The sequence below is a fragment of the Candidatus Accumulibacter phosphatis genome (assembly GCF_000024165.1).
GTDB lineage: Bacteria > Pseudomonadota > Gammaproteobacteria > Burkholderiales > Rhodocyclaceae > Accumulibacter > Accumulibacter phosphatis.
On sequence record NC_013194.1, the window covers coordinates 4605435 to 4631894 of the forward strand.

General features: G+C 63.8%; 26 protein-coding genes. 19 read left to right on the forward strand and 7 right to left on the reverse strand.

Translation table 11 applies throughout. The features are described from left to right. Window positions 1-21 precede the first annotated feature (21 nt). From hisF to tatC, 7 genes are all read left to right on the forward strand, one after another. Window positions 22-783 (forward strand): imidazole glycerol phosphate synthase subunit HisF, encoded by a 762-nt coding sequence (hisF, locus tag CAP2UW1_RS20055; RefSeq protein WP_015768446.1) that lies wholly within the window; start codon window positions 22-24, stop codon window positions 781-783. Further along, window positions 780-1184, forward strand: a complete 405-nt coding sequence (hisI, locus tag CAP2UW1_RS20060; protein ID WP_015768447.1) for a phosphoribosyl-AMP cyclohydrolase — start codon at window positions 780-782, stop codon at window positions 1182-1184. The genes hisF and hisI overlap by 4 nt, the downstream gene beginning before the upstream one ends. Further along, the gene (locus CAP2UW1_RS20065) at window positions 1181-1501 is read left to right on the forward strand and encodes a phosphoribosyl-ATP diphosphatase (RefSeq protein WP_015768448.1); all 321 of its coding nucleotides are present in this window, start codon (window positions 1181-1183) and stop codon (window positions 1499-1501) included. Before hisI ends, CAP2UW1_RS20065 begins: the two co-directional genes overlap by 4 nt. 2 nt (window positions 1502-1503) lie before the next feature. Beyond that, on the forward strand, window positions 1504-1854 hold the full coding sequence (locus tag CAP2UW1_RS20070; protein ID WP_015768449.1) for a histidine triad nucleotide-binding protein: 351 nt from the start codon (window positions 1504-1506) through the stop codon (window positions 1852-1854). A 92-nt stretch (window positions 1855-1946) separates the two neighbouring features. Beyond that, window positions 1947-2192, forward strand: a complete 246-nt coding sequence (gene tatA / locus CAP2UW1_RS20075) for a Sec-independent protein translocase subunit TatA (RefSeq protein ID WP_015768450.1) — start codon at window positions 1947-1949, stop codon at window positions 2190-2192. Between the two features lie 111 nt (window positions 2193-2303). Continuing rightward, the gene (gene tatB, locus CAP2UW1_RS20080) at window positions 2304-2702 is read left to right on the forward strand and encodes a Sec-independent protein translocase protein TatB (RefSeq protein ID WP_015768451.1); all 399 of its coding nucleotides are present in this window, start codon (window positions 2304-2306) and stop codon (window positions 2700-2702) included. A gap of 8 nt (window positions 2703-2710) precedes the next feature. Then, on the forward strand, window positions 2711-3580 hold the full coding sequence (tatC, locus tag CAP2UW1_RS20085; RefSeq protein WP_015768452.1) for a twin-arginine translocase subunit TatC: 870 nt from the start codon (window positions 2711-2713) through the stop codon (window positions 3578-3580). Between the two features lie 58 nt (window positions 3581-3638). Here tatC and CAP2UW1_RS20090 read toward each other — a convergent pair whose 3' ends face one another. Then, window positions 3639-4433: a class II glutamine amidotransferase gene (locus CAP2UW1_RS20090; protein ID WP_015768453.1), complete on the reverse strand. Its 795-nt coding sequence runs from the start codon at window positions 4431-4433 to the stop codon at window positions 3639-3641. Window positions 4434-4450: 17 nt separating this feature from the next. After that, a complete protein-coding gene (locus tag CAP2UW1_RS20095; RefSeq protein ID WP_015768454.1) occupies window positions 4451-5632 on the reverse strand; it encodes a trypsin-like peptidase domain-containing protein in 1182 nt (393 codons plus the stop codon). A 21-nt stretch (window positions 5633-5653) separates the two neighbouring features. Here CAP2UW1_RS20095 and CAP2UW1_RS20100 point away from each other — a divergent pair, with 21 nt between their 5' ends. The 7 genes from CAP2UW1_RS20100 to CAP2UW1_RS24160 all read left to right on the forward strand — a co-directional run bounded on the left by CAP2UW1_RS20100 (window position 5654) and on the right by CAP2UW1_RS24160 (window position 14610). After that, the gene (locus tag CAP2UW1_RS20100; RefSeq protein WP_015768455.1) at window positions 5654-6400 is read left to right on the forward strand and encodes a Nif3-like dinuclear metal center hexameric protein; all 747 of its coding nucleotides are present in this window, start codon (window positions 5654-5656) and stop codon (window positions 6398-6400) included. Window positions 6401-6419: 19 nt separating this feature from the next. Beyond that, window positions 6420-7103, forward strand: a complete 684-nt coding sequence (locus CAP2UW1_RS20105; protein WP_015768456.1) for a fumarylacetoacetate hydrolase family protein — start codon at window positions 6420-6422, stop codon at window positions 7101-7103. Window positions 7104-7231: 128 nt separating this feature from the next. Continuing rightward, window positions 7232-7759 (forward strand): DUF3124 domain-containing protein, encoded by a 528-nt coding sequence (locus tag CAP2UW1_RS20110; protein WP_015768457.1) that lies wholly within the window; start codon window positions 7232-7234, stop codon window positions 7757-7759. Window positions 7760-7919: 160 nt separating this feature from the next. Then, the gene (locus CAP2UW1_RS20115) at window positions 7920-8483 is read left to right on the forward strand and encodes a Gx transporter family protein (RefSeq protein ID WP_015768458.1); all 564 of its coding nucleotides are present in this window, start codon (window positions 7920-7922) and stop codon (window positions 8481-8483) included. Continuing rightward, a complete protein-coding gene (locus CAP2UW1_RS20120; RefSeq protein WP_015768459.1) occupies window positions 8476-9108 on the forward strand; it encodes a flavin prenyltransferase UbiX in 633 nt (210 codons plus the stop codon). Before CAP2UW1_RS20115 ends, CAP2UW1_RS20120 begins: the two co-directional genes overlap by 8 nt. After that, on the forward strand, window positions 9108-10325 hold the full coding sequence (locus CAP2UW1_RS20125) for an MFS transporter (protein ID WP_015768460.1): 1218 nt from the start codon (window positions 9108-9110) through the stop codon (window positions 10323-10325). The genes CAP2UW1_RS20120 and CAP2UW1_RS20125 overlap by 1 nt, the downstream gene beginning before the upstream one ends. A gap of 85 nt (window positions 10326-10410) precedes the next feature. Continuing rightward, window positions 10411-14610 (forward strand): bifunctional diguanylate cyclase/phosphodiesterase, encoded by a 4200-nt coding sequence (locus CAP2UW1_RS24160; protein WP_015768461.1) that lies wholly within the window; start codon window positions 10411-10413, stop codon window positions 14608-14610. Window positions 14611-14641: 31 nt separating this feature from the next. Here CAP2UW1_RS24160 and mutY read toward each other — a convergent pair whose 3' ends face one another. After that, window positions 14642-15706: an A/G-specific adenine glycosylase gene (gene mutY / locus CAP2UW1_RS20135; RefSeq protein WP_015768462.1), complete on the reverse strand. Its 1065-nt coding sequence runs from the start codon at window positions 15704-15706 to the stop codon at window positions 14642-14644. A gap of 404 nt (window positions 15707-16110) precedes the next feature. On the opposite strand from mutY, the gene CAP2UW1_RS20140 reads away from it, so the two are divergent. Beyond that, window positions 16111-16701 (forward strand): flavin reductase family protein, encoded by a 591-nt coding sequence (locus CAP2UW1_RS20140; protein WP_015768463.1) that lies wholly within the window; start codon window positions 16111-16113, stop codon window positions 16699-16701. Between the two features lie 166 nt (window positions 16702-16867). Here CAP2UW1_RS20140 and CAP2UW1_RS20145 read toward each other — a convergent pair whose 3' ends face one another. Further along, on the reverse strand, window positions 16868-17071 hold the full coding sequence (locus CAP2UW1_RS20145; protein ID WP_015768464.1) for a cold-shock protein: 204 nt from the start codon (window positions 17069-17071) through the stop codon (window positions 16868-16870). Between the two features lie 258 nt (window positions 17072-17329). Between CAP2UW1_RS20145 and clpS the strand changes: the two genes are divergently transcribed. From clpS to CAP2UW1_RS24165, 4 genes are all read left to right on the forward strand, one after another. After that, entirely contained in the window at window positions 17330-17638 is a 309-nt protein-coding gene (gene clpS, locus CAP2UW1_RS20150) for an ATP-dependent Clp protease adapter ClpS (protein WP_015768465.1), read from the forward strand. Then, window positions 17639-19897, forward strand: coding sequence for an ATP-dependent Clp protease ATP-binding subunit ClpA (gene clpA / locus CAP2UW1_RS20155; RefSeq protein WP_015768466.1), 2259 nt, complete (start codon window positions 17639-17641; stop codon window positions 19895-19897). A gap of 82 nt (window positions 19898-19979) precedes the next feature. Continuing rightward, window positions 19980-20474, forward strand: coding sequence for a ribonuclease E activity regulator RraA (rraA, locus tag CAP2UW1_RS20160; protein WP_015768467.1), 495 nt, complete (start codon window positions 19980-19982; stop codon window positions 20472-20474). An 84-nt stretch (window positions 20475-20558) separates the two neighbouring features. Beyond that, window positions 20559-21065, forward strand: coding sequence for an ankyrin repeat domain-containing protein (locus CAP2UW1_RS24165; protein WP_015768468.1), 507 nt, complete (start codon window positions 20559-20561; stop codon window positions 21063-21065). An 18-nt stretch (window positions 21066-21083) separates the two neighbouring features. Here the strand turns inward: CAP2UW1_RS24165 and CAP2UW1_RS24170 are convergent, their stop codons facing one another. From CAP2UW1_RS24170 to CAP2UW1_RS20180, 3 genes are all read right to left on the reverse strand, one after another. After that, entirely contained in the window at window positions 21084-22298 is a 1215-nt protein-coding gene (locus CAP2UW1_RS24170; RefSeq protein ID WP_015768469.1) for a glycoside hydrolase family 108 protein, read from the reverse strand. Between the two features lie 117 nt (window positions 22299-22415). Then, window positions 22416-24431, reverse strand: coding sequence for a spermidine synthase (locus CAP2UW1_RS20175; RefSeq protein ID WP_015768470.1), 2016 nt, complete (start codon window positions 24429-24431; stop codon window positions 22416-22418). Between the two features lie 9 nt (window positions 24432-24440). Next, window positions 24441-26456, reverse strand: a complete 2016-nt coding sequence (locus tag CAP2UW1_RS20180; protein WP_015768471.1) for a spermidine synthase — start codon at window positions 26454-26456, stop codon at window positions 24441-24443. Between the last annotated feature and the right edge of the window lie 4 nt (window positions 26457-26460).

Here is a 26460-nt window from a genome sequence, read left to right on the forward strand (position 1 = left end):
GGCGCCAGGCGGTAACTGACCTTGGGCCTGGCGAAACGGATCATCCCCTGCCTTGACGTGACCGCCGGTCGCGTCGTCAAGGGCACCAACTTCATTGACCTGCGCGATGCCGGCGATCCTGTGGAAATCGCCCGCCGTTACGACGAACAGGGTGCCGACGAAGTCACCTTCCTGGACATCACCGCATCCTCGGATCAGCGGGATATCATCCTGCACATCGTCGAGGCCTGCGCGGCGCAGGTCTTCATCCCGCTGACGGTAGGCGGCGGTGTACGCTCGGTCGCCGACGTGCGCCGCCTGCTCAATGCCGGCGCCGACAAGGTGAGCATGAATACCGCCGCTGTCGAGAATCCGGACCTCGTCGCCGAAGCCTCGGCGAAGGTCGGCAACCAGTGCATTGTCGTCGCCATCGACGCGAAGCAGATAGCGCCGGGCGCGTGGCAGGTATTCACGCACGGCGGACGCCGGAATACCGGTATCGACGCGATCGCCTGGGCTCGCCGCGTTCAACAACTCGGCGCCGGCGAGATTCTGCTTACCAGCATGGACCGCGACGGCACCCGCAATGGCTTCGATCTGCCATTGACCCGCGCCGTAGCCGAGGCGGTCGATATTCCCGTGATTGCCAGCGGCGGCGTCGGCAATCTGCAGCACCTTGCAGAGGGCGTCTGTGAAGGGCATGCCGATGCCGTCCTGGCGGCGAGCATCTTCCACTTTTCCGAGTACACGGTTCGCCAGGCCAAGGAATACCTGCGAGAACGCGGCATCGAGGTCCGCCTGTGAGCGATCTCGACCCGCGCCAGCCCTGGCTCGACGCCCTGAAGTGGGACGCGCAGGGTATGATTCCAGCCATTGCGCAAGACGCCGCCAGCGGTCGGGTGCTGATGTTTGCGTTCATGAACCGGCAATCACTGCAGGCGACGGTAGACGGCGGGATCGCAGTATACTGGTCCAGGTCCCGCCAGCGGCTTTGGCGCAAGGGCGAAGAGTCAGGCCGTCTGCAGCGGGTGCGAGCGATTCGTGCCGACTGTGACGGCGATGTGCTTCTCCTCTCGATCGACCAGGTGGGCGGCATAGCCTGCCACACCGGCCGCGAGAGTTGTTTCTTTTATCAACTGGCTGGGGACTCCTGGGTCGCGGCCGACCCGGTGCTCAAGGAACCCAAGGAAATCTACGGCAAATGAACATGGACATGCTGCACCGGATCTCGGAAACACTGCTCGCACGCCGCAAGGCGGACCCGGAGACTTCCTACACCGCACAGCTGCTGGCCAAGGGCCCGGACGCGATCCTGAAAAAGATCGGCGAGGAGACCGCCGAACTGATCATGGCCGGCAAGGAAGGCAACCGCCTGCATGTGGTCTGGGAATCGGCCGACGTCCTTTATCACACGATGGTCCTGCTCGCCTTCTATGGCCTGTCGATCGAGGACGTTCTGCAGGAAATGCGGCGGCGCGAGGGGATCTCGGGCATCGACGAAAAGAAATCGCGGAAACCCTGAGCATGGACGACTGTCTGTTCTGCAAGATTGCCCGCGGTGAGATCCCGGCGCGAAAGGTATACGAAGACAACGACGTCCTGGCGTTCCACGACATCAATCCGGCGCGTCCGGTCCATCTGCTGGTAATTCCCAAGCGCCACATCACGTCGCTGGCAACGGTCAGCGAGTCCGACGCACCGGTTCTCGGCAAGATGCTCGTGATTGCTGACCGCCTGGCACGTGAGCAAGGCAGCCCGGACGGCTTCCGGGTGATCATCAACACCGGACGGATCGGCCATCAGGAAGTTCAGCACCTGCATGTACACATCGTCGGTGGCCCGGACCCGGTCGGGCCGATGCTCAAGCGGATCTGAACGAACCGCCGACCACGGGCTGCGTGGGCGCTACCCGCCTTGCAGTCGCGCCACCTGCACACCGCCGAGTTTCACCTTTGAGGAGGCCTGACATGGGTTCTTTGAGTATCTGGCACTGGTTGATCGTACTGATCATCATCCTGCTGATTTTCGGCACCAAGAAGCTGCGCAATCTCGGCTCCGACCTCGGTGGCGCGGTGAAGGGCTTCAAGGATGGCATGCGGGACGCGACCGCCGAGGACAAGCCGGCCGAGGGCGGCACGCCGCCGGCGCCGCCCGCGCAGGTCAACGCCGGACAAACGATCGAAGGCGAGGTCAGGGAGAAAACCAGGAGCTAGGCGCGGCGCCCGTGAAGTGGCGACATCAGCCGCTGGTTTCCGATAGCGTTTTCCGACAGCAGCCAACTCCCGGCCTGCCCTTCCCCCCGTCACTTATTCAAGCGGCCGCCAATGTTTGATATCGGGTTCTCCGAGATGATCGTCATAGCCATCGTGGCGTTGGTGGTGATCGGTCCGGAACGACTTCCCCGCGTGGCGCGCACCGCCGGACTCCTGCTCGGTCGCCTGCAGCGCTACGTCAGCGACGTCAAGTCGGACATCAACCGCGAAATCCAGCTCGACGAGCTGAAGAAACTCCAATCGGAGATTCGTGATTCGGCGCGTAGCGTCGAGCAAAGCCTGACGAGCGGAGTCCAGGAAGTCCGCCAGACGGCGCAGTCTGTCACCGAGAGCCTGACCCCGACCCCGGCTGCGGTGCCTGCGCAGCCGGCTTCGCCCGGCGACGCGCAAGCACCAGCGGCCGCCCCTCCGGTGGTGGTCCCAGCGGAACAGCCCAAGAGCACGCCCTGAGCGGGTCCATGAACCAGCCGGAAGACTCATTCCTTTCCCACCTCGTCGAGTTGCGTGACCGGCTGATCCGGGCGCTCGTCGCGATCGGGGTGGTCTTCGTCTGCCTGTTCCCCTGGGCAAAGGAACTCTACGCACTGCTGGCGCAGCCTCTGCTGGCGACGCTGCCGCAAGGCGGGCAGATGATCGCCACGGATGTCGTCGGCGTCTTTCTGGTGCCGATGAAGGTGGCGCTGATGGTGGCCTTCCTGATCGCTCTTCCCTATGTCCTTTACCAGGTGTGGGCTTTCGTCGCCCCCGGCCTCTACACGCATGAGAAGCGCCTGGCGTTGCCGATGGTCGCCGCGAGTGTTCTGCTCTTCTTCATCGGCATGTCCTTCGCCTATTTCCTGGTTTTTCCGACGGTCTTCGGCTTCATGGCCAACGTGGCCCCCGAGGGAGTCGCCTGGATGACCGATATCGAGAAATATCTCTCTTTCGTGATGACCACCTTCATCGCCTTCGGCGTGACCTTCGAGGTACCGGTAGTGGTGGTCGTCCTCGTCCAGGTCGGCATCGTCAATCTCGCCAAGCTCAGGGAATGGCGACCCTACGTCATTGTCGGGGCCTTCGTCGTGGCCGCCATCTTCACGCCCCCTGACGTGATTTCGCAACTGATGATGGCGATTCCGCTGTGTCTGCTCTTCGAGCTTGGGCTGTTCCTGGCGCGCTTCGTGCGTACGCGCGCTGCGGCACCCGCGGCCGCGCCAGGAGACTCGCTCGCGTCGGAGGACACCGCGACCACGGCGCCCGACTGGACGCCGATGTCTGCCGAGGAAATGGACAAGGCGATCGCGGATCTCGGCCACCAGAAGCCAAGCGATCAGAAACCGGACAGCTGATTGCAGATCCGGCCGCCAAGCGCGGCCGTGCCGCCACGACGCCACCCGGGTAAGGGCGCTACGCCGACCCGACGACGGTCGCCTCATGCCTGACCGGACGCCCCTCTTCGAACAGCCAAAGGCTGCCGCTGTCCATTGTCGTCCAGCACTCGTTGTCGGTCAGCGGTACGGTGGCGATCACGGCGACGCGATCCTCGACAGTCGTCACGGCGCTGAAGTCGATGCTCAGATCCTGATCACGCAGGTGAGCCACCGCAAACGGCGCCTGGCGAACGATGTAGGTGAGTTGGGTGGAGCAGTGGGCGAAGAGACAGTCGCCATTCGACAGGAGGTAGTTGCAGGCGCCGCGCGCGCCGAGATCGAGGGTCAGTCGATGCAGGGTCTCGAACAGCATGCGCTGACTGGGTGCCCGGCTGCCGAAGCTCTGCCGCAGGTTTTGCAGCAACCAGCAAAACGCGCGTTCGCTGTCGGTTTGACCGACGGGGGTGAAACTGCCGTCGAGTTCGGGCGAGAAGTCGGGCAAATTGCCGTTGTGGGCAAAGATCCAGTAGCGGCCCCACAGTTCGCGCATGAACGGATGCGTGTTCTCGAGCGCGACAGCGCCCTGGGTGGCCTTGCGAATATGGGCAACGACGTTCTTCGAATGGATCGGGTAGCTGCGCACCAACTCGGCGACCGGCGAAACACACGACGGCTGCGGGTCGAGGAAGACCCGCGTGCCGCGACCTTCGAAGAAGGCGATTCCCCAGCCGTCGGCATGCACGTCAGTCGCCCCTCCACGCGCCTGAAAACCAGCGAAGGAAAAGCAGATGTCGGTCGGCACATTGCAGTTCATGCCGAGCAGCTGGCACATACGTGGTCTGCCCCTGCCTACTCGCGCTCGCGCTCGCGGCGCTGCGGCGCGCGCTTGCCGATCCTGACCATGGTGTCGAGGACATTGTTCTGGCGGCGCAACTTGAACGTCACCGTGTCGCCAGGCTTCTGGCTGGCGATCAGGTCGAGCATGCCCTGCGGATCCTTGACCGGCCGGCCGTCGACAGCCAGCAGAATGTCGCCCGGCTTGATTCCACCCGCGTCGGCCGGGCTACCGCGCAGGACACCGGCGATCAGTGCCCCATTGGTATCCGGCAGGCCGAAGGATTCGGCCAGGTCGACCGAGATCTCCTGTGCTTCGACACCGATCCAGCCGCGCGTCACGCTACCCGTTTGGATGATCTGCTCCATGACGTTCCTGGCGATCGAGATCGGGATCGCAAAACCGATCCCCAGCGAGCCTCCCGAGCGCGAGTAAATCGCCGTGTTGATGCCGATCAGGTTACCCTGGCTGTCGACCAGTGCACCGCCCGAGTTCCCCGGGTTGATCGCCGCATCCGTCTGGATGAAGTTCTCGAAGGCATTGATTCCCAGATGCGAGCGACCGAGGGCGGAGATGATCCCCATCGTCACGGTCTGGCCGACACCGAAAGGATTGCCGATGGCCAGCGCGACGTCGCCGACAACGACGCTTTCCATCTTGCCCAGCGTAATCGCCGGCAGGATCAGTTCCTTGCCGTTCTGCTCGGTAATCTGCAGCACCGCGAGGTCCGACTCGGGGTCACTGCCCACTAGGCGGGCGTTCAGATTGCGACCGTCGCTGAGAGCGATCTCGATCTGATCAGCAGCTTCGACGACGTGAAAGTTCGTGAGAATATAGCCACTCGGGCTGACAATCACACCCGAACCAAGCCCGGAGGTTCGCGGGTTGTCGCCTTCCGCCCCGTCACCGAAAAAGTGACGAAAGACCGGGTCGTCAAGCAGGGGATGACGGCGCGTCTTGATCTTCTGCGAGGTGAAGATGTGCACTACCGAAGGCAGCGCCTTTTTCGCTGCCTCGCGAAACGAAGTGGCCACGGCGGACGCCGGCGTCGGTATCGCCGACTCCTGCAGAGCCACGACGCTGGCGCCGACGAGCGGCCGCTTGCCCAGCCACTCCGGCTTGAGCGTGCTCACCACGAAGAGAACGGCGAGACCAACCGTTACCGTTTGTGCAAAAATCAGCCAGAGCCTGCGCATGGACAAAACCGGAGCCAGTGAATGAAACGCGACGAATTGACACGCTACCTGGACAATCTGCTGGAGGCAGGGCGCTTCCGGGATTATTGCCCAAACGGCCTGCAAGTGGAAGGACGCTCTGAGGTCAGGCGCCTGGTCGCCGGCGTATCGGCCAGTCAGGCGCTGCTGGACGCGGCGGTCGAACGTGGCGCGGACGCCGTCCTCGTCCATCATGGCTGGTTCTGGCGCGGCGAGGATGGCCGCGTCACCGGCATTCGCAAGACGCGTCTGCAAACGCTGCTCAGGCACGACATCAACCTCATTGCTTACCATCTGCCGCTCGATAGCCACCCCGAACTGGGTAACAACGCGCAGCTCGCCCGGCGCTTTGGCTGGCTCGCCGAGGCTCGCTTCGGCGAGCAGGACCTTGGCTGGCTGGGCCGGATTGCCAAGCCGATGACGCTGTCCGAGGTTGCGCAACGCGTCAGCCACGAACTCCAGCGCGTACCCCTGCGCATCGGCGACGGAGAACGCCTGGTGAGCCGTGTCGGCTGGTGCTCGGGCGCCGCCCAGGGCCTTTTCGAGCAGGCCATCGGGCTGGGCGTCGACCTCTACCTGAGCGGCGAGATCTCGGAGCAGACGGTGCATCTGGCGCGCGAGTCCGGCGTCGCCTACCTCGCCGCCGGTCACCACGCCAGCGAGCGCCACGGCGTCCAGTCGCTCGCCGAACACCTGGCCGGGCGTTTCGGCCTGGACTGTCAATTCGTCGACATCGACAACCCGATCTGAACCACCACAAGGAGCCACAATGAGCTATGTCTTTCCACCACCCCCGCGCGTCAGCGTCCCGGTCTTCGGCACCGACGACCTGTTCCCGGTGCGCCGCGTCTACTGCGTTGGCCGTAATTACGCCGACCACGCCGCGGAGATGGGCGCCGACACGCGCGAACCGCCTTTCTTCTTCAGCAAGCCGGCCGATGCGCTGGTCCCCGGTGGCGGTGACGTGTGCTATCCGCCAGCCACCGGCAACCTCCAGCACGAGGTCGAGCTGGTGGTCGCGCTTGCCGGCGGCGGCGCCAATATCCTTCCGGCACAAGCCCTCGACTGGGTCTATGGCTACGCCGTCGGCCTCGATCTGACCCGACGCGATCTGCAACAGCGCGCCAAGGACAAGGGGCACCCCTGGGACATGGCCAAGGGCTTCGATCAGAGCGCGCCGATTGGGGACATTCACCCAGTCGCGGCGGTTGGCCATCCGACGCGCGGCGCGATCTGGCTCAAGGTCAACGGCGATTTGCGCCAGAGCGGCGATCTCGAACAGATGTCCTGGAAGGTCGCCGAAGTGATTGCCAATCTATCGACCTATGTTGCCCTCGCCGCCGGCGACCTGATATTCACCGGTACTCCGGCCGGTGTGTCGGCGGTGGTACGCGGCGAGGTACTGACAGCGGGGGTGGCGGGAGTCGGCGAACTGGCTGTCAGGCTGGTCTGAGAGCAGCCGGTCTGAGCCTCGGGTCGCCGTCCGGCGGCCCGGCAGACCGGCCTTCGGCCGCCGCTACCCACAGTTTGTCCCCTGAGCGAGAATTGCTGTGCCACCCACCCCGAGAAAGTGAGCTCTCCATGAACCCTGCCCGCAACTCCTCCCGATCCCGCCACCAGGTTTATGGTTGCAGCGCCCGACTGGCGTCGGCCCTCACCCTGGCTTGCCTGCTGCCGACTGCTCTCGCCGAAGGCATCGAAGCTCCCACCAAGGGCCAGACGGTCTATGTGCCGATCTACTCCGCCATTCGCCACGGCAACGTCGGATCCTCGGGCACCCCTGACAGCACCCTGATGTCGGTGCTGGTCAGTGTCCGCAACACCGACCCCAGCAACCCGATCCGCATCGTCGCCGCACCCTATTACAATACCGAAGGCGCACTGATTCGTAACTCGGTTCCGACGCCGAAGGTCGTACCCCCCTTCGGAACCTTCGAGTTGTTCGTCGAACTACGCGAGAACGCCGGTGGTTCCGGTGCCAACTATGCGATCAAGTGGGACGCTGCCGCGCCCGTCTCCCCGCCGACGATCGAGGCCCTCCATTCGCGATTCCAGGCCGGCTATTCGGTGGCCTTCATTTCGCGCGGCAGAGCGATTTCGGAGCCATGAGCCCCGCCGGCAGACACAGCTGGCGTGGCGGGGAACCGAGCTCGGCGCTGGGCGGACCGGCGCACGGAGGCCACCGGCTGTACTGTCGCGCGCCGGCACTATCCGTGAGCAGGCCGCAAGACACGTCCGTGCTCCCCCCGCCTGCCACCGACACCCCGCGATGCCCGATACCCACCGGCTGATCAAACTGACGACGACGCCCGAGGACCACCGCATCGCCCAACTGGCCGCGGCGGCGATCGGTCTGTCACTGATCGACGCGGCCATTCCGCTTCCCTTGCCCGGCGTCAAGCCGGGCCTGGCCAACATCGTGACCTTGATTGTCCTGGCGCGTTACGGCTGGGTTGCAGCCGCATGGGTGAGCGGCCTGCGCGTCTTCGCCGGCAGCCTGCTACTAGGCTACTTTCTGTCGCCCGGCTTCTTCATGAGTCTCACCGGCGCGCTGTTCAGCCTGCTCGCCCTGGCCTTGGCGCGGCGACTGCCGGGCCGCTGGTTCGGGCCGGTCAGCTGGAGCATCCTGGCTGCCTTCGCCCACATCGGCGGACAGTTGCTTCTGGCGCGGCTATGGCTGATTCCGCATGATGGCCTGTTCTTCCTGGTGCCTTTTTTCGCGGTGGCCGCGCTTGTTTTCGGTATCATCAACGGCCTGCTTGCCGCGCGACTGCTGGCCGAATTGCCGCCCACCGCGACCGAGACCGAAAACGCTGAGGTCGAAAATGCCTGAAACCGTCTGCCTGGCCTTCACCGGTGCTTCCGGCATGCCCTACGGCGTTCGCCTGCTCGAATGCCTGCTCACCGCCGGCTGCCGCGTGCAACTCCTCTACTCACAGGTGGCACAGATCGTCGCCAGGCAGGAGATGGGACTCGAGTTGCCGGCGCGCGCCAGCGAGGCCCGCGCCAGCCTTCGCGAGCGCTACCACGCCTTGCCCGGCAGGCTCGACGTTTATGGCCGTGACGAATGGTTCTCGCCAGTTGCCAGCGGTTCCAACCCACCTGACGCGATGGTCGTCTGCCCGTGCTCGATGGGCACGCTGGCGGCCATTGCGCAAGGATTGGCGAGCAAGCTGATCGAGCGCGCTGCCGACGTGGTCCTCAAGGAAGGCCGACAACTGATCCTGGTGCCACGCGAAACACCGTTGTCCGCGATTCACCTCGAAAACATGTTGCGTCTGGTGCGTGCGGGAGCCGTCATCCTGCCACCCAACCCGGGCTTCTATCACCATCCGCAACACGTCGCGGACCTCGTGGATTTCGTCGTCGCACGCATCCTTGACCAACTGCAGGTCCGGCATTCGCTGATGCCGCGCTGGGGAGACGCTGAAGCCGCCTCTCCCGTCGATGCACGGTGATGAGCCGAGGGCGCTCGTCGCTGACGCTGATCGCCACTTTCTGTAGTGCCGAAGCCGTGTCGATGGCCGGCTTTGCGCTGGTGCCGTCGCTGCTGCCTCGCCTGTCGCAACAGTGGTCGCTGTCGGCGACAGAAGCCGGCTGGCTCGCGGGTATCTACTTCCTCGGCTACATCGTCGCCGTACCGGTGCTGGTCAGCCTGACCGATCGTATCGACGCGCGGCGCATCTACCTCGCCTGCGCTGCCCTCAGCGGTGTCGCCATGGCCGGCTTCGGCGGCTTCGCAGACGACCTGTGGTCCGCGATCTGCTGGTGGTGGCTGGCTGGACTCGGCCTCGCCGGAACCTACATGCCGGGACTGAAGGCGTTGACCGATCGCCTGCCGGTTGCCGCGCAATCGCGTGGCACGGCGTTCTACACGGCCACTTTCGGGGTCGGCGCCGGCCTGTCGTATCTCTGGATCGAAGTGGTGCAGGCGGCCTTGCCCTGGCCATCGCTGTTCGCCGTCGCCGCGGCGTGCGCAGCCCTGGCGCTGTTGCTCGTCTGGCGCGGTGTCGCGCCCGCCCCTGTCCTGGCCACCGTGCGGGCGACGGGCGGCCATTGGGCCACGGTCCTGCGCGACCGCCGCCTCCTTGCCTTCTGCGGTGGCTACTTCGGCCACAACTGGGAACTATTCGGTTTCCGGGGCTGGCTGGTCGCTTACCTGACCTGGTTGAACGCCAGCATGCCTCACCCGTGGACGAGCCTACCGGGATTGATCGCCGCGCTGGCGACCTTTCTCGCGGTGCCCGCCAGCATCCTCGGCAATGAAGGAGCGCACCGCTGGGGGCGTAGTCGCTGGCTGAAGAGTGTCATGCCTCTGTCGTGCGCTCTGGCGCTCGCCGTCGGCCTTGCGGGTGAACTGTCGCGCCACCTGCTGGTGCCCTTGATCCTGATCTACGCGGCGAGCACGAACCTCGATTCAGCCGCGCTGACGGCTGGCCTGCTCACCGAAACGGCTGCGGGGATCCGCGGCACGGCACTCGCGCTGTACTCGTTGATCGGCTTTGCCGGTGCCTTCGTCGGACCCGTGGCCTTCGGTGTGGCACTCGACGCCTTCGGCCGCAACAGCCAGGCCGGCTGGCTGGCGGCCTTCGCGACACTGGCCTGCGGAGTCGGCTGCGGACGCTGGGCGATTGGCCGGCTGGAGACGTCCCCGAGCGGCACGCAACCGCCCTGAGCGGCGAGTCGTCGCCCGCGGTCTGACGGTTCTCCAGCGTGCGGCGTCCTTGCCTTCGCCGACGAAGTCTTGCAGTATTTGTACGATGATCCCACCCAAGTCACTCACCGGCAACCTGAGGCAACGCAGAAGGCTGTTGATCGGCCTCGGCGTTCTGCTGCTCCTGGTGCTGCAGCTGTTGACGTGGCAGGTCTGGCTGAGCTATCAGGAACAAATCCGCGAAGCCGAGACGACGACTCGCAACTATGCAACCATCTTTGCAACCCGCCTTGACGCGACGCTGCGACGCACCGATGCCGTCCTCCAGGAACTCGCACGCGGCATCCCGGTTGGCCGGCTGACTCGCCAGGCATCGGAACGTCAATCGGGCGAATTGACGAGCGAACTCGACTCCCACCTGCTCAATTTCGGCGAAGTGATCGGTCTGCGGGTTTTCGACGCTCATGGTGATCTGCTGTACAGCACGGACTGGGCCAACACGCCACACATCAACGTCGTCGACCGCGACTACTTTCGCCTTCTGCGCGACGACCCACACGCCGGACTGGTCTTCTCGGAGGTGCTCGTTTCGCGTGCCACGAACCGGCCCAGCCTGATCGTGGCACGCGCCCTGCGCACCGCCGAGGGGGACTTTCTCGGCGCTGTCACGGCGGTGCTTGACCTCCAACAGTACCAGGCGCTCTTTCGCGCCGTCGATCTTGGCAGCACGGGCTCGATCGTTCTGCGCCGCAGCGACGACCATAGATTGGTGGTGCGCTGGCCACACCTGGCCGACGCGGTGAACAAGCCCCTTAATCCCGAGCATCCCGCTCGCCAGCGGATGAACTCCGGAGAGCGGACGGCGACGCTGCAGTTCGCCGCGCAGTCGGACGGGGTATACCGCATCTACAGCTTCCAACGCATCGAGCACTATCCCTTCTATTTCATCATCGGCATCAGCCACGACGACGCCCTTGCCGGCTGGCGCACGCGCGCGCTGGTGGTCGGTTTCAGCGGCTGCCTGCTGCTCGCACTGTTGGCCGGACTCCTGCTGCAGATCTGGCGCAGCGAGCAGCGTGAAGCGAAGGTCGTGGCCGACCTCGTGGAACGTGACAGACAGTTGCGTGCCAACAGCGAACGACTCGAGATCTTTCAGCGCCTGGCAGAGAACGCCGGGCAGGGTATCGGCATGGCGCAGCTCGATGGAAGCCTACTGTATGCGAATCCTGCGCTGCGGCGAATGATCGACATGCCGCAGGGCGCCGCCTGCAGCGACTACTCATTCAAGCAGTTCTACAGCCGGGAGGAGGCCAACCGACTGCAGCACGCGGTGCTGCCGATGCTTCTCCCGGCCGGCCAATGGACCGGCGAGATCGAGCTGCGTTCGCTTTCCGGCCGGACCACCCCGGCCATCCACACGCTGTTCGTCGTCCACAACACGGCTGACGAACCGCCGGTCATCGCCACTGTGCTTGCCGACATCAGTGAGCGAAAGGAGATGGAGGAGCGCAACCGCCAACTGCTTGCCGAAATGGAAACCTTGCTCGGCAATGCTCTGGTCGGCATCGTACACCTCCGACAACGCTGCGTCGTTTCGTGCAACCGACGTCTTGAGGAGATCTTCGGCTATGCGCCGGGCGAACTGATCGGCAAGTCGTCGCAAGTCTTCTACCCGTCCATCGAGGTCTTCGAAAAAATCGGCGCGCGCGCCTACGCGGTCGTTGCCGAGAATCGGAACTTCAGTGGCGAACTGACGCTCCGCCGCAAGGACGGCAGCCTGTTCTGGGGAGCGTTGACCGGGCGGGCGATCGACCCCAGCCAGCCACATGCGGGCAGCATCTGGGTTTTCGCCGATATCTCGGAGCGGCGCGAGGCCGAAGAGGAATCCCGCAACCTGCTGCAAGCCGTCGAACAAAGTCCGGTGGCCATCGTCATCACCAACCGCAATGCCGAGATCGAGTACGTCAACCCGAGCTTCACACGCGTAACCGGCTATTCGCGACTCGAAGCCATCGGCCAGAACCCGCGGATTCTGCAGTCCGGCGAAGCGCCATCCGACACCTATCGAAGCCTCTGGCAAACCCTGCTCGAAGGCAAGGTGTGGACGGGGCTCTTCCACAACCGGCGCAAGAACGGCGAGTTGTTCTGGGAAAAGGCGTCGATCGCGCCGATTATTGGCGACCACGGAGAAGTGACACATTATCTGGCCGTCAAGGAGGACGTCACCGAGCGCCTGCGTGCCGACAAGCTTCTCCAGGAAAGTGAAGAAGCGTTTCGCCGCCTCTTCGAGGATGCCAAGGATCCGCTGCTCCTGCTCAAGGACGGCAGTTTCATCGACTGCAACAGAGCCACTCTCGAACTGCTGGGCTACGGATCCAAGGCACAGTTGCTCGGGCGCGACGCGGCCGACATCTCGCCAGCCAGGCAACCCGACGGTCAGGCCTCCGGAGAAAAGGCGGCCGCATTGATCGCCGCCGCACTGCGCATCGGCTATCACCGCTTCGAGTGGACGCACCAGCGCGCCGACGGCTCCCCTGTCCCCGTTGAAGTGACGCTGACGCCGATCACCCTGCGCGGCGAGGTCATCCTGCACACCCTCTGGCGCGACATCAGCGAGCGCCGGGTCACCGAGACCCGTTTGCGTCTGTTGGCGGCAGCCTTCGAGCACAGCGCCGAGGCCATCATGGTCAGCGACCGCGACAACCGCATCCTTGAGGTCAACGATGCCTTCTGCCGCCTCACTGGCTATGCCGCCGACGAGGTGCGCGGGAGCGATCCTCGTCTGCTCTCGTCGGGCCGGACGAGCGCGGAAGAATACCGGACCATGTGGCAGGCGATAAACAGCACCGGCCATTGGCAGGGCGAAGTCTGGGATCGCCGCAAGGACGGCAGCTATTATCCGAAATGGCTATCGATCTCGACGATTCGCGGTGCCGAGGGGAACACTGAATACTACATCGGCAGTTTCGTCGACATCTCCGAGCGCAAGGCGGCCGAGGAGAAGATCAGCCACCTGGCGCATTTCGACACGCTGACGGATCTCCCCAACCGCTCGAACCTGCAGGGACGCCTCGATCAGGCGTTGGCCTCGGCGCGACGCGAGGGCCACGGTCGTTCGGTGGCCGTGATGTTCCTCGATCTCGATCGGTTCAAGAACATCAACGACACCCTCGGTCACCACGTCGGCGACGCACTCTTGCTGGAGGTTGCGGCGCGGCTGCGCAGCAGCGTGCGCGACAGCGACGTCGTCGCCCGTCTCGGCGGTGACGAATTCGTCGTCGTGCTCACCGGGGCCGACGCGTTGGCGGCCGAGCGCGTGGCAGGCAAGATTCTCAAGGCGCTGTCGCGGGCCTACCAGATCGAAGGACATGCTCTGCACTCGACCTCGAGCATCGGCATCGCCGTCTTCCCCGCCGACGGCGAGAGCGTGGAAGTCCTTATGCAGAATGCCGACGCCGCGATGTATCACGCGAAGTCGGCCGGACGCAACAACGTTCAGTTCTTCACCGCGAGCATGAACGAGGCGGCCAGTGACCGGCGCCAGCTCGAAGAGGACCTGCATCTGGCCCTGCAGCAGAAGCAGTTCGTCCTGCATTACCAGCCGCAGGTGGACGCGCAGCGCCGCGTTTTCGCCGTCGAGGCCCTGCTGCGCTGGCAGCACCCCCACCATGGCCTCGTTCCGCCCGCCAGGTTCGTCCCGCTGGCCGAGGATACCGGCCTGATCGTGCCGATTGGACAATGGGTGCTGGAGACCGCATGCGCGCAGATCAAGGCCTGGTCGGTCGACGCACGGACCCGCAAACTGCAGGTCGCCGTGAACGTCAGTGCACGCCAGTTTCGGCAGCCGGACTTCGTCGAACTACTTCGACAAGCAATCGACAACAGCGGCGCCAACCCGGCGCGCTTGAAGCTGGAACTGACCGAGAGCTTGGTGCTGGACAATGTCGCCGACACGATCGACAAGATGAACGCCATCAAGCTGCTCGGTGTCACCTTCTCGATGGACGACTTCGGCACCGGCTACTCGTCGCTGTCCTACCTGACCCGCCTACCCCTCGACCAACTCAAGATCGACCGTGCTTTTGTCTGCCGACTCCCCGAGAACCGGAGTGACGCGGTCATCGCGCAAACCATCGTCACCATGGGGCGCAGTCTCGGACTAAAGGTGGTTGCGGAAGGCGTCGAGACCGAAGCACAGCGCCAGTTCCTCGACAGCCATGGCTGTGACGGGTATCAGGGCTTCCTGTTCAGTCGCCCGCTGGCTGTTGACGCGTTTGAAGACTTCCTGCAGGGCTTCGTGGCGTGACCATGGGGGCACCCGCCGAGCGGCGGCGGCGTCACGCCCCGCGCGGCAGCGCCAGCAGCAACTTCCTGATCGGCGCCGGCAGGGCGGCGCGGGCGACGTCCGCGAGGGGTAGCCATTCCCGAAAGGCTTGCGCCGCAACCGGCCTGCGCTCGTCGACCTCGCAACACAGCACGGTGAGGGTGAGTCGAAAATGGCTGAAGCTGTGGCTGACCGGCGCCAGCGTTCGCATGCTCCGCAAACGGCAGCCGTGCCGTAGCGCAAAGACCTCAGCCGCGTCAGCGCCCCCCTCGGGCAAGGTCAGCAGACCACCCCAGATACCGACCGGCGGACGCCGTTCGAGCAGCACACACCGGCCGTCGGTGAGCAACAAGACGCTGCTCGCCCGTTCCGGGAGCGTCCTTGCCGGCAGACGCCTCGGCAGTTCGGCCTGCCGGCCATCACGCCAGGCGGCGCAGATCTCCCGCAAGGGACAAGCGTCGCAGGCCGGCTTGCGACGCTTGCAGACCGTCGCGCCGAGATCCATCATCCCCTGCGTGTAGCTCTCGATACGGCTGTCCGGCAGTAGCGACTCGGCCAGTGCCCATAGCGCGCGCTCGCCTGCCGCCGTCGAACCCGCGTCCTCGACAGCGAAACAGCGCGCCAGGACACGCTTGACGTTGCCATCGAGGATGGCGGCCCGGCGAGCGAAGGCAAAGACGCTGATCGCAGCCGCGGTCGAGCGTCCTATCCCTGGCAACCCGGCGTTTTCGATCGGATCGGCCGAAAACGTGCCCGCCCGTTCGGCCACAACGGTTTGCGCACAGCGATGCAGGTTGCGCGCCCGCGCGTAGTAACCGAGCCCGGACCACAGTTCGAGGACACTATCGAGCGGCGCCGCGGCAAGGGCTTCCAGCGTCGGGAAGCGGAGAAGAAAGCGGGCATAGTAGGGAAGCACGGTCTGCACCTGCGTCTGCTGCAGCATGATCTCGGACAACCAGATACGATACGCATCGCGCGTCTGCTGCCAGGGCAGATCGTGGCGACCATTGGCTTCCTGCCAGGCGATGACCCGACCGGCAAAGCTCGGGCAATCTGGGAAGCCGGCAGCAGCCGTCACAGGCAGCGTCCCCCGTCCGATCTGCCTGAGCTGCGCCCGTTCAGCGGCAGCACCCCGACACGACTCGCCAGCCGTAGCGCAGTACACCCGGCTGCGCAGGCGTCACGGTCTGATGCTGTCGGTCAGCGAGAGCCATGGCAACAGCCACCCGGGCAAGAGGATCACCATGACAGTCTACTCGAATCGCCTCGACACAAAAACGCTGTGCGGCGATAATCGGAGCCGCGGTCGGTCGGGTATGGGCCCATGGAAATCGAGGCCTGCGCTAAGCAGGCACGCACGAACATCGAAGCTTGGATTGTTGTCCACGGGTGCAAGGATCGGGTCCGTGACGCCAACGCTGGCCGCTTGTTCATGTCGACTGCGAGTTTTCACTTACTTCAACAACGCCTTCGGATCGACTGATGCGCCTCCCTGTTGCCTTCCTGGAATGTCCGGACACTGCGGCGGCGATCGCCGAGTTGCCATCCACGGCCTATGCTGACGACCTCACGCTGACGGCAAGGGATCTGGTCTGCCGCGATTTCCGGGACGCCTTGGGCAGCTTTCCTACCGGAGTTACCGTGGTTACGGCACTGGCGCCCGACGCCAGCCCAATCGGCGTGACGATCAGTTCGTTCAACTCGGTCTCGCTGGATCCGCCCCTGATCCTCTGGAGCCTGTCATGCGCATCACCGAGCCTTGCGGCCTTCGCACAGGCCGGGCACTACGCAATCAACGTCCTGGCGGCCGATCAGCAGTGGATCTCGGAGTGCTTCGCGGCACGCGAGAATGATCGCTTCAACGGTGTGAAGGTCAGCAAGGGGCTTGGCGGAGTCCCACTGATCGAAGGCTGTTCGGCGTGGTTCGAGTGCTCCAACGAGGCGCAGTACCCCGGTGGCGACCACCTCATCCTGGTCGGCCGCGTACACCGTTTTTCCCGCGGGGATGCCGACGAACCGCTGATCTTCCACGGCGGCCGCTATCGGAAGCTGCGTCACGATGCGCAAGGATAGCGCCGATGGCCACTATTACCGCCTCTGAGGCTGCTTGCCACAAGCTTGCGATACGGGGATCCGGGCGCTCGCACATGGCCTGAAATCCCGGAATCTCGGTCGCCGCCCGAAAGGCGGGCAAAAAAAACCCGCCGGAGGCGGGTCCCTGTTGCACACCCGAAAAAAATCAAGCGCGCGAGATGTTCGATGCTTGCTTGCCCTTGGGGCCCTGCGTCACGTCGAAGGAAACCTTCTCGCCCTCTTTGAGGGTCTTGAATCCGCCCATGGTGATCGCGGAGAAATGCGCGAAGAGATCTTCGCTGCCGTCATCGGGAGTAATGAAGCCGAAACCCTTGGCGTCATTGAACCACTTTACAGTACCAGTTGCCATATTGCCACTTCCTTGAAAAAAGACTGAATCCGGGCGACGCCCGACTTGCATGCTTCCAGATCAACGCCCGACACCCGAAACTACAGACAGACAAAAGCTCCGCGCGGTGGCCTGACCAAAAACATTCGGCCTTTTTACGCTAAGTCAGGTAGACGAGTCAAGTGTTTTCGAGCAGCGAGCGTTCGCCGCGCTGCCGCCCAGTCCAAAATCGGTCAAGGTCGGTATTGCGCATCCGGAAAGACTGGTTAGAATTGACCCATGGCGACAAAGCATCAGGATAGCTCCCTACTCGAAGCAAGACCTACGCAACTCAAACCGCCTCCGCTGTACAAGGTCCTGTTGCTGAACGACGATTTCACACCGATGGACTTCGTTATCGTGGTTCTGCAGAGGTTTTTTGGGATGGATCGAGAACACGCGACGCGAATCATGCTCAAAGTCCATACCGAAGGTCGTGGCGTCTGCGGAGTTTTCCCGCGCGACGTGGCGGCGACGAAAGTTGAACAGGTGACAACCTTCGCACGGAGCAACCAGCACCCGCTGGCGTGCGTAATGGAGGAAAACTGAATGATTGCGCAGGAACTGGAAGTCAGCTTGCACATGGCATTTGTCGAGGCGCGGCAGAAACGCCATGAGTTCATCACCGTCGAACATCTCCTGCTCGCCTTGCTCGACAACCCATCGGCCGCTGAAGCGTTGCGCGCGTGCGGCGCGAACCTCGAACAACTGCGCAAGGATCTGGTGCGCTTCATCGGCGAACACACGCCAACCGTCTCCGGCGAGGACGAAATCGACACCCAGCCAACGCTGGGCTTCCAGCGGGTGATCCAGCGTGCCATCCTGCACGTGCAGTCGTCCGGACGGAAGGAGGTCAACGGTGCCAACGTCCTGGTCGCCATATTCGGCGAGAAGGATTCGCACGCCGTTTACTACCTGCAGAAGCAGGGCGTCACGCGCCTCGATGTGGTCAATTTCATTTCGCACGGGATCAGCAAGGTGCCGCAGAGCGCGCCTCGCAGCGAGCAGGAGGGCGAGCCCGAAAGTGACCAGCAGAGCGCTGCCGGCCCACTCGAAAGCTACACGATCAACCTCAACGCGCTTGCCTTGCAGGGCAAGATCGACCCGCTGATCGGTCGTGACCGGGAGCTGGAACGTGTCATCCAGACACTCTGCCGGCGACGCAAGAACAATCCGCTCCTGGTTGGCGAAGCCGGCGTTGGCAAGACGGCGATTGCCGAAGGGCTGGCGCGGCGGATCGTCGAGTGCGACATCCCCGAGATTCTGGCCAAGGCCAATGTCTACTGTCTCGACATGGGCTCGCTGCTGGCCGGTACCAAGTATCGCGGCGACTTCGAACAGCGCCTGAAGGGCGTACTCAAGCAACTGAGCGAAAACCCGCAGGCAATCCTGTTCATCGACGAGATTCATACGCTGATTGGTGCCGGATCGGCATCCGGCGGCACGCTCGATGCGTCGAACCTGCTCAAACCGGCGCTTTCCACTGGCCAGTTGAAGTGCATCGGTGCGACCACCTACAACGAGTATCGCGGCATCTTCGAGAAGGACCACGCCTTGTCGCGGCGCTTCCAGAAGATCGACGTGAACGAGCCGTCGAGCGCCGAAGCGATCGAAATCCTCAAGGGTCTCAAGTCGCGCTTCGAATCCCATCACGGCATCAAGTACTCGGCCGCGGCGCTGACCACGGCAGTCGAACTGTCGGTGCGCTTCATCACTGACCGCCATCTGCCGGACAAGGCGATCGATGTCATCGACGAGGCAGGTGCTGCGCAACGGATCCTCCCCAAGTCGCGGCAGAAGAAACTGATCGGCAAGATCGACATCGAGGAAATCGTTGCCAAGATCGCGCGCATTCCCTCGACCCACGTCTCGACCGACGACCGCACCAACCTGCGCAATCTCGATCGCGACCTGAAGGCAGTGGTCTTTGGCCAGGATGTCGCCATCGACGCGCTCGCCAGGGCGATCAAGATGGCTCGCTCCGGGCTCGGCAATCCCACCAAACCGATCGGCAGCTTCCTGTTTTCAGGCCCTACCGGCGTCGGCAAGACCGAAGTTGCCAAGCAACTGGCGTACTGCCTCGGTAACGAACTGATCCGCTTCGACATGTCGGAATACATGGAGCGTCACGCCGTGTCGCGCCTGATCGGTGCGCCGCCGGGCTACGTGGGCTTCGACCAGGGAGGTCTGCTGACCGAGGCAGTCACCAAGAAACCGTACAGCGTCCTGTTGCTCGACGAGATTGAAAAAGCGCACCCCGACATCTACAACATCCTGCTGCAGGTCATGGATCACGGCACGCTGACCGACAACAACGGGCGCAAGGCGGACTTTCGCAACGTGGTCATCATCATGACCACCAACGCCGGGCAGGAGGCCATCCAGAAGACGACGATGGGCTTCACGCCATCGCGGCAGGCCGGCGACGAAATGGTAGAAATCAAGCGCATCTTCACTCCCGAGTTCCGTAACCGCCTCGACGCAACGATTTCCTTCAGGGCGCTTGACCACGACGTCATCCTGCGGGTGGTAGACAAGTTCCTCATGCAGCTCGAGGCGCAACTCCACGAGAAAAAGGTGGAAGCTGTGTTTACCACGGCGCTGAAGGAGCATCTCGCGGCCCGCGGCTTTGACCCGCTCCTCGGCGCTCGACCTATGGCTCGACTGATTCAGGACACGATTCGCTCGTCACTGGCCGACGAATTGCTGTTTGGTCGGCTGGCCAACGGTGGCCACGTCACCGTCGACCTCAACGACGACAAGACCGTCAGGCTGGTCTTCGAGGAAGAACCCGAAATCGTCGCCTGAGGCAGCGACCATCAGCCGCCCTGCGGAGGAATACAGGGGCGTTTCCTTTACCCCAAGACGTTGAATACACGAGACAAGCACCATGAGTTTCAAGACTCCCGACCTCCTCGACAACAACGAAGACAAGGTTCGCGATGGCAGCCTGCGCGTCGTCGCGCCCATGTTCCAGAGCTACGGCGGGCGACCCGAATTCAGCGGACAGATCGTCACACTGAAGCTGTTCGAAGACAACTCACTGGTGCGCGAACTGCTCGCCGGGAGTGGCGACGGCAAAGTGCTGCTGATCGATGGCGGCGGCTCGCTGCGCTGCGCGCTGGTCGGCGACCAGTTGGCCATTCTGGCCCACAGGAACCAGTGGGAGGGAATCGTCGTGTACGGCTGTATCCGCGACTCCGGGGACATCGGCCAGATCGACATCGGCGTCCGTGCGCTCGCCACGCACCCCCTGAAGAGTGTCAAGAAGGGGGTCGGCGAGCGCGATCTGGCCGTAAGCTTCGGCGGCGTGACGTTCAGACCGGGGGAGTGGATCTATGCTGACGGCGACGGCGTTATCGTCAGCGACCAGCCTCTGACCTGATTCCGCTGCCGGCCGGCGGTTGCCGGCGGGACCGACACGCTGTAGCGCTTGCGGCCTTGAAGTTGCCTTTATCGGAGAACGATTGTGAACGCTGCCATTGACCTGCTCAGAGCCATACGAACAGGCCGCCTTCAAGATGTCCGGGCGGTACTTGATGCCGGCACTTCAGTCGAGATCGACGACGGTCGCGGCGACCCTGGCCTGCCGCTTGGCGTCGCCTGCTTCATGGGCTACGCCGACATCGTCCGCGAATTGGTAAGTCGCGGCGCCAAGGTCAACCTGCCGGACAACTCGCAAGCGACGTCCCCATTGTCCATGGCTGTTCGCGGCAGCCGCAACGAAGTCGTCAAGGTTCTCATCGAGCTTGGTGCAGACATCCCGGCTGGCATGAAGACCGGGCTGACGGAGCAGGAGATCATGATCGCCCGCTGGAAAGGGCAGCGTTACGGCGCGAGCACGTCTGCGCATGCCGAGCGCAGCGCCGAGGCGCCGCTGTTCGAGGAAATCGAGATGACCCGCTGCTATGGAACCGACACTGCCGTCCTTGACGCGGACATGATTCGGGCAGCGCGCGAAATGGACAAGAAGTAACAGTAACGCAAGCGCCGCTCAGCCCGACATCGCCCTCGCCAGAGCACTGACCTGCTGCGTCCGATTGGTCCAACCGACGCCGAAGGCATCGAAGTTATCGAGCGACCGATAGTAGGCGAGCCTTTCGTCCGCCATCTCGGCAATCATCGCCAGCGGATCGGCGGCCATCACCGCCGCCAGCGTCTTGGGTCCGACCGAGCCATCGTCGGTCACCCCGGCTGCCCGCTGCAACAGCTTCACCGACCGGCGCGAGCCGGCATTGACGCCGAAGTCGAAAACCATCAGGTCGATCCCTGCGGGCAAATCCCCACAGCGCATCGGCAGCCAGTAGTTGGCGCGGTAGATTTCGGCCGCCTCCCGACGGGTGAGCGCCTTGAGATCGGCAAGCAACTTGTCCCTGTCGGCAGCGGTGAGTTCGTCGAGTTTCAGCCCCTGCCAGTCGGCGAGGGTACGCAGCGTGATGCCCAGATTGGTGGCGCCGCCGCGATCGCGCGGGTGGTCACTGAAGCCCCCTTCGCTATCGAGAACCACTGCCAAGCACTTGTCGAACTTCGCGTCGCCGGTCGGCGCCGCCGGCGCGGCCTGCTTTGCCGTCCCCGCCGCGGCAATCGCCTGCACGGCACGCTCGGTCCGATCCGCCGTCGACGCCGTCAGGTTGAGCGCAGCTTCCTGGAGTGAGCGATTGGTCGCATCCTTGTCGCGCGACCCCTGCGAAGACCCAAGCCAGAAATTCACGACCGTGGCAAAGGCCGCGGCCAGCGCACCAACGGTGATGTTGATGACGTTGGCGACCGTCGGATTGTCCCTGAGGTCCGTATGGATCAAGACGATCAGGAAGATGAAGAAGCCAGCGGTGACGATTGCCGAGACCAGCGGCGCGCCCCAGGCGATGGCGCTGCCGGACTTGACGAGGTCCACCATCGTACTGCGCGCGCCCTGCGTATTCTCCAGCGCCTTCTGGATCGCCGCGAGCTCGGCCTGCCGCTGCTGCTCGGCCGCCAGGTCCATCGCTTTCTGCGTCTCCAGCGCGATTTCGGCAAGACGCACGCGCAACTGCGCCGCCAGCGCCGGGTCGGCGGCCAGCTTGCGCTGCGCCTCGGCCGCATCGGGAGTTCCGGTGACTTCCTGCACGACGTTCGCCACCGTAGTGGCGACCGCGCCGGCCTTGTCGCCGGCAATCATCTTGATGAGTTCGGGAACGATGGAGAGAGCCAGTGGAATCAGCGGCAGCATGGACGTTCCTCCAGAAGAGAAAGCACAGGAAACTCAACAGCGCCGATTTCAGTATATGTCGCGCCATCAAGCACCGTCAATCGAAGGTCTACCGCTGCCGATCGGTCGCCGCACCCTTCACTTCAGGATGCCGAGAAGATTCGAGAAGCCGTCAGTCCACTCGCTGAACCCGGGGCGGGGTACGAGCCTCTCGGCACTTCTCATCTCCTCCGGCAGCCTCGCCAGGCCCTCGGGTGTCACGACCAGCACCCAGACCGAGTACAGGCAGAAGCGGTCGCCCGGATCCGGTCTGGCTTCGATGATCAGCGCGGTCCGACCGAGCCGATGGGCCGCCGCGGCGACCACCGGTCGAAGATCGAGATAGCGGTTGCTGATGTTGACAGCAAGCACACCGTCGCGTTTCAGGTGGCGGAAATAGCCCTCCATCGCTTCGATGGTCAACAGGTGGGTGGGGACGGAATCCCCGGAAAAGGCATCCATCACCAGCAGGTCGAAGTTCTGGGTTGGCTCGCGCTCGAGCATCAGACGGGCATCGCCGAGTACCGAAACGATCCGCGCGGCACTGTCGGCGAGGTAGGTGAACTCGCTGCGCGCCAGATCGAGCACCTGCTCGTTGATCTCGTAGATGCGCATTTCGTCCCCACTGCGGCCATAGCTGGCAAGCGTTCCGACTCCCAGGCCGAGGACGCCGATCTTCAGGGGCTGATCGCCGGCCAGGCCAAGAAATGTCTGGCCGATGCCCGACAGCTCACAGAAATACGCGGTCGGTCGCCGGCGCAACGCCGGCGAAAGGAACTGTTCACCGTGATAGATGACGCCGTGCACCATCTTGCGCTTGACGCCCAAGTCGCCGTCGCTGACGTCGATGACGCGCAACTGGCCGTAGAAGTTGCGCAAGACGCGTCGGTACTCCTTGACGTAATCGACCGAGATATCGCCGAGACGATAGCCGTAGACCAGCAGCGCCGCCAGAAGCAGCCACCGCCACCGCGACTGCAGGTCGCGCCAGAGAACGACGATCACCAGCGCCGCGCACAGAAACAGGCCGATCGGGAGTTCGAAATAGGCGTTGAAGATCGCCGGGGCGAGCAGGCCGACGAAGGTTCCACCCAAGGCTCCGCCTATCGAGAGCATCAGGTAGAACAAGGTCAGACGGCGTACGGCCGGTCTCCTGCGGACCAGTTCGCCGTGGCAGACCATGCAGAAGACGAACAGCGACAGCGCCAGCAGAGCGACCAGAATCGGCACCGGCAGGCTGCTGCCCGTGAGTACCCTATCGACGGCCAGGAAGGCAAGCGGCAGGGCCAGCAGGAACCCTGGCCGGTAGTAATAGCGTGGGGCGTCGAAACAGAGGATGAAACTCAGCAGATAGATGCTGAGCGGCAGCACCCACAGGAAAGGCACGGGGGCGATATCCTGCGTCAACTGGCGGGTCATGGCCAGCAAGAGGATCGAAGCGGTCATCGCCAGGCCAACCCAGAGCAGACACTCACCCCACGCCGGAGGTGGCGCCGGCTCGTCGCTGGTGGTTGTCGGCCGGATCTCCTCTCTGGCTGCCCGCTGCCACGACAACCAGGTGCTGGCGAGGCACACGAGCACGAACACGACGTAGGCGGCCGACCAACCCAGCGCCTGATCGCGCACCGGAAAATACGGCTCGACGAGTACCGGGTAGCTCAGCAGGGCGAGCATGGACGCGAGGTTCGACAGGGCATACAGCCGGTACGGCATGACCGTCGCGAACGAGCGTGCGTACCACGCCTGCATCAGCGGCCCGGTGGTCGAGAGCAGCAGATAGGGCATACCGACGGCCGCGGCAAGGACGACGAGAACGCCCCAGGTCGGGCTTTCCAGAGTCGCCGCCCAAGTCGGGTTGGCAACTACCGGCAGGGTGGCCAGACTCAGCACCAACAGGGCGGCATGCAGCAGGTTCTGGCGCCGCGGCGACAAGGACTCGTGCAACAGGTGAACGTATAGATAGCCGAGCAGCAACTCGGCCTGGAAGAAGACCAGGCAGACGCTCCAGACCGACGAGGCGCCGCCGAACCACGGCAGGATCATCTTGGCGATGATCGGCTGAATCTGGAAGAGCAGAAAGGCCGACAGGAAAACGGTAGTGGCAAAGCGGATCATCGGGACGGCCTACTTCAAAATGTTCAACAGATTGGAGAAATCATCGGTCCACACCTTGAAGCCGGGCCGCGGAAGGAGCGGCTCGACCTTCGTCATCGCCTTCGCCAGTTGCGCCGCTCGCTCGGGCTGGGCAAGCAGAACCCACACCGAGTGGCGGCAGAAGCGATCGCCGTCATCCGGGTCCAGATCGACAATCAGGGCAGTCCTGCCCAGTTGTGCGGCGGCACCGGCGACCACAGGTCGCAGATCGAGGTACCGATTGGTAACATGTATCGCCAGCACACCGTCGTCCTTCAGTTGCCGCAGGTAGGCCTGCATGGCTTCGAGGGTGAGCAGATGGGTCGGGATCGAATCGCCGGAAAAGGCGTCGATGGCCAACAGATCGTAGTTCTGTGCGGGCTCGCGCTCGAGCATCAGACGACCATCACCGAGCACCGGGACGATCCGCGCCGCGCTGTCGGCGAGGTAGGTGAAGTCCTCGCGCGCCAGGTCGAGGACCTGCTCGTTGATCTCGTAGATACGCATTTCATCACCGCGTCGACCATAGGTGGCCAGCGTGCCGGCGCCCAGGCCAAGAATGCCGATCTTCCGAGGCTGCTCGCCGGCAAGGCTGCGAATTGCCTGACCGATTCCCGACAGCTCGCAATAGTAGGCCGTCGGCCGTCGGCGGTGCTCGACCGCCAGGAACTGTTCGCCATGGTTGATCCGGCCGTGGTAGATCGCCCGCCTGACGCCCAGTCCTTCGTAAGTGACGTCGGAGACACGCAGCTGGCCGTAGAAGTTGCGCAGAACGCGTCGGTAATCGGCGACGTAATCGACCGAGATCCCGCCCAGACGGATGCCGTAGGCGAGCAGGGCGAGAAGCGCCAACCAGCGCCACATCGGCTTGAGCTCACGCCAGAGAACGATGATCACCAGTGCGCCGCAGAGAAACAGGCCAATCGGCAACTCGAAATAGGCGTTGAACAGCGCTGGAGCGAGAAGCCCGACGAAGGAGCCGCCGAGAGCACCGCCGATCGAAAGCATCAGATAGAACAGCGTCAAGTGACGGACCGGCGGCCGGCGCCTGACCAGTTCACCGTGGCAGACCATGCAGAAGACGAACAAGGAGACCGACAGCAGCGCGACCAGAGCCGGCACCGACATGCCGCGGTTGTCGACCACTTGGTCGAGAGCCACGAAGGCGACCGGCAGCGCACACAGGAATCCCGGCCGATAGTAGTAGCGCGGCGCGTCGAAACAGAGAATGAAGCTCAGGAGGTAGATGCTGAGCGGCAGCACCCACAGGAATGGCACTGGCGCGACGTCCTGCGTCAGATGCCGGGTGATGGCCAGCAGCAGGATCGATGCGGTCATCGCCAGACCCACCCAGAGCAGACACTCTCGCCAGGGAGGACGAGGCGTCGACTCAGGGGGGCTCGCCGTCCTTTCGCGCTCGCTCGCCACACCCTGCCATGACTGCCAGGCACTGCCCAGACAGGCGACAACGAACAAAGCATAGCCGACCGACCAGATCAAGCCCTGATAGCGAACGGGAAAATACGGTTCGACGAGCACCGGATAGCTCAGCAGCGCGACCATGGATGCCAGGTTCGAGAGAGCGTACAAGCGGTAGGGCATCAAGCTGTTGAACGACCGCGCATACCAGGCCTGCATCAGCGGCCCGGTGGTCGACAGCAACAGATACGGCATGCCGACTGTGGCGGCGAGCACGATCAGGACGTTCCAGGTGGGATTCTCGAACCCGGACCCCTGCGCCGCCGGACTGGCGATCACCGGCAGCGTCGCCAGACTCAGCAGCAGCAGTGCGCCATGCACAAGGTTCTGACGCCGCGGCGAAAGTGACTCGTGCAGCAGATGTACATAAAGATAACCGAGCAGGAGTTCGGCCTGAAAGAAAACCAGGCAGATGCTCCACACCGACGAGGAGCCACCGAACCACGGCAGGATCATCTTGGCGACGATCGGCTGGATCTGGAACAGCAGAAAGGCTGACAGGAAGACGGTAACGGCGAAGCTGAGCATCGGA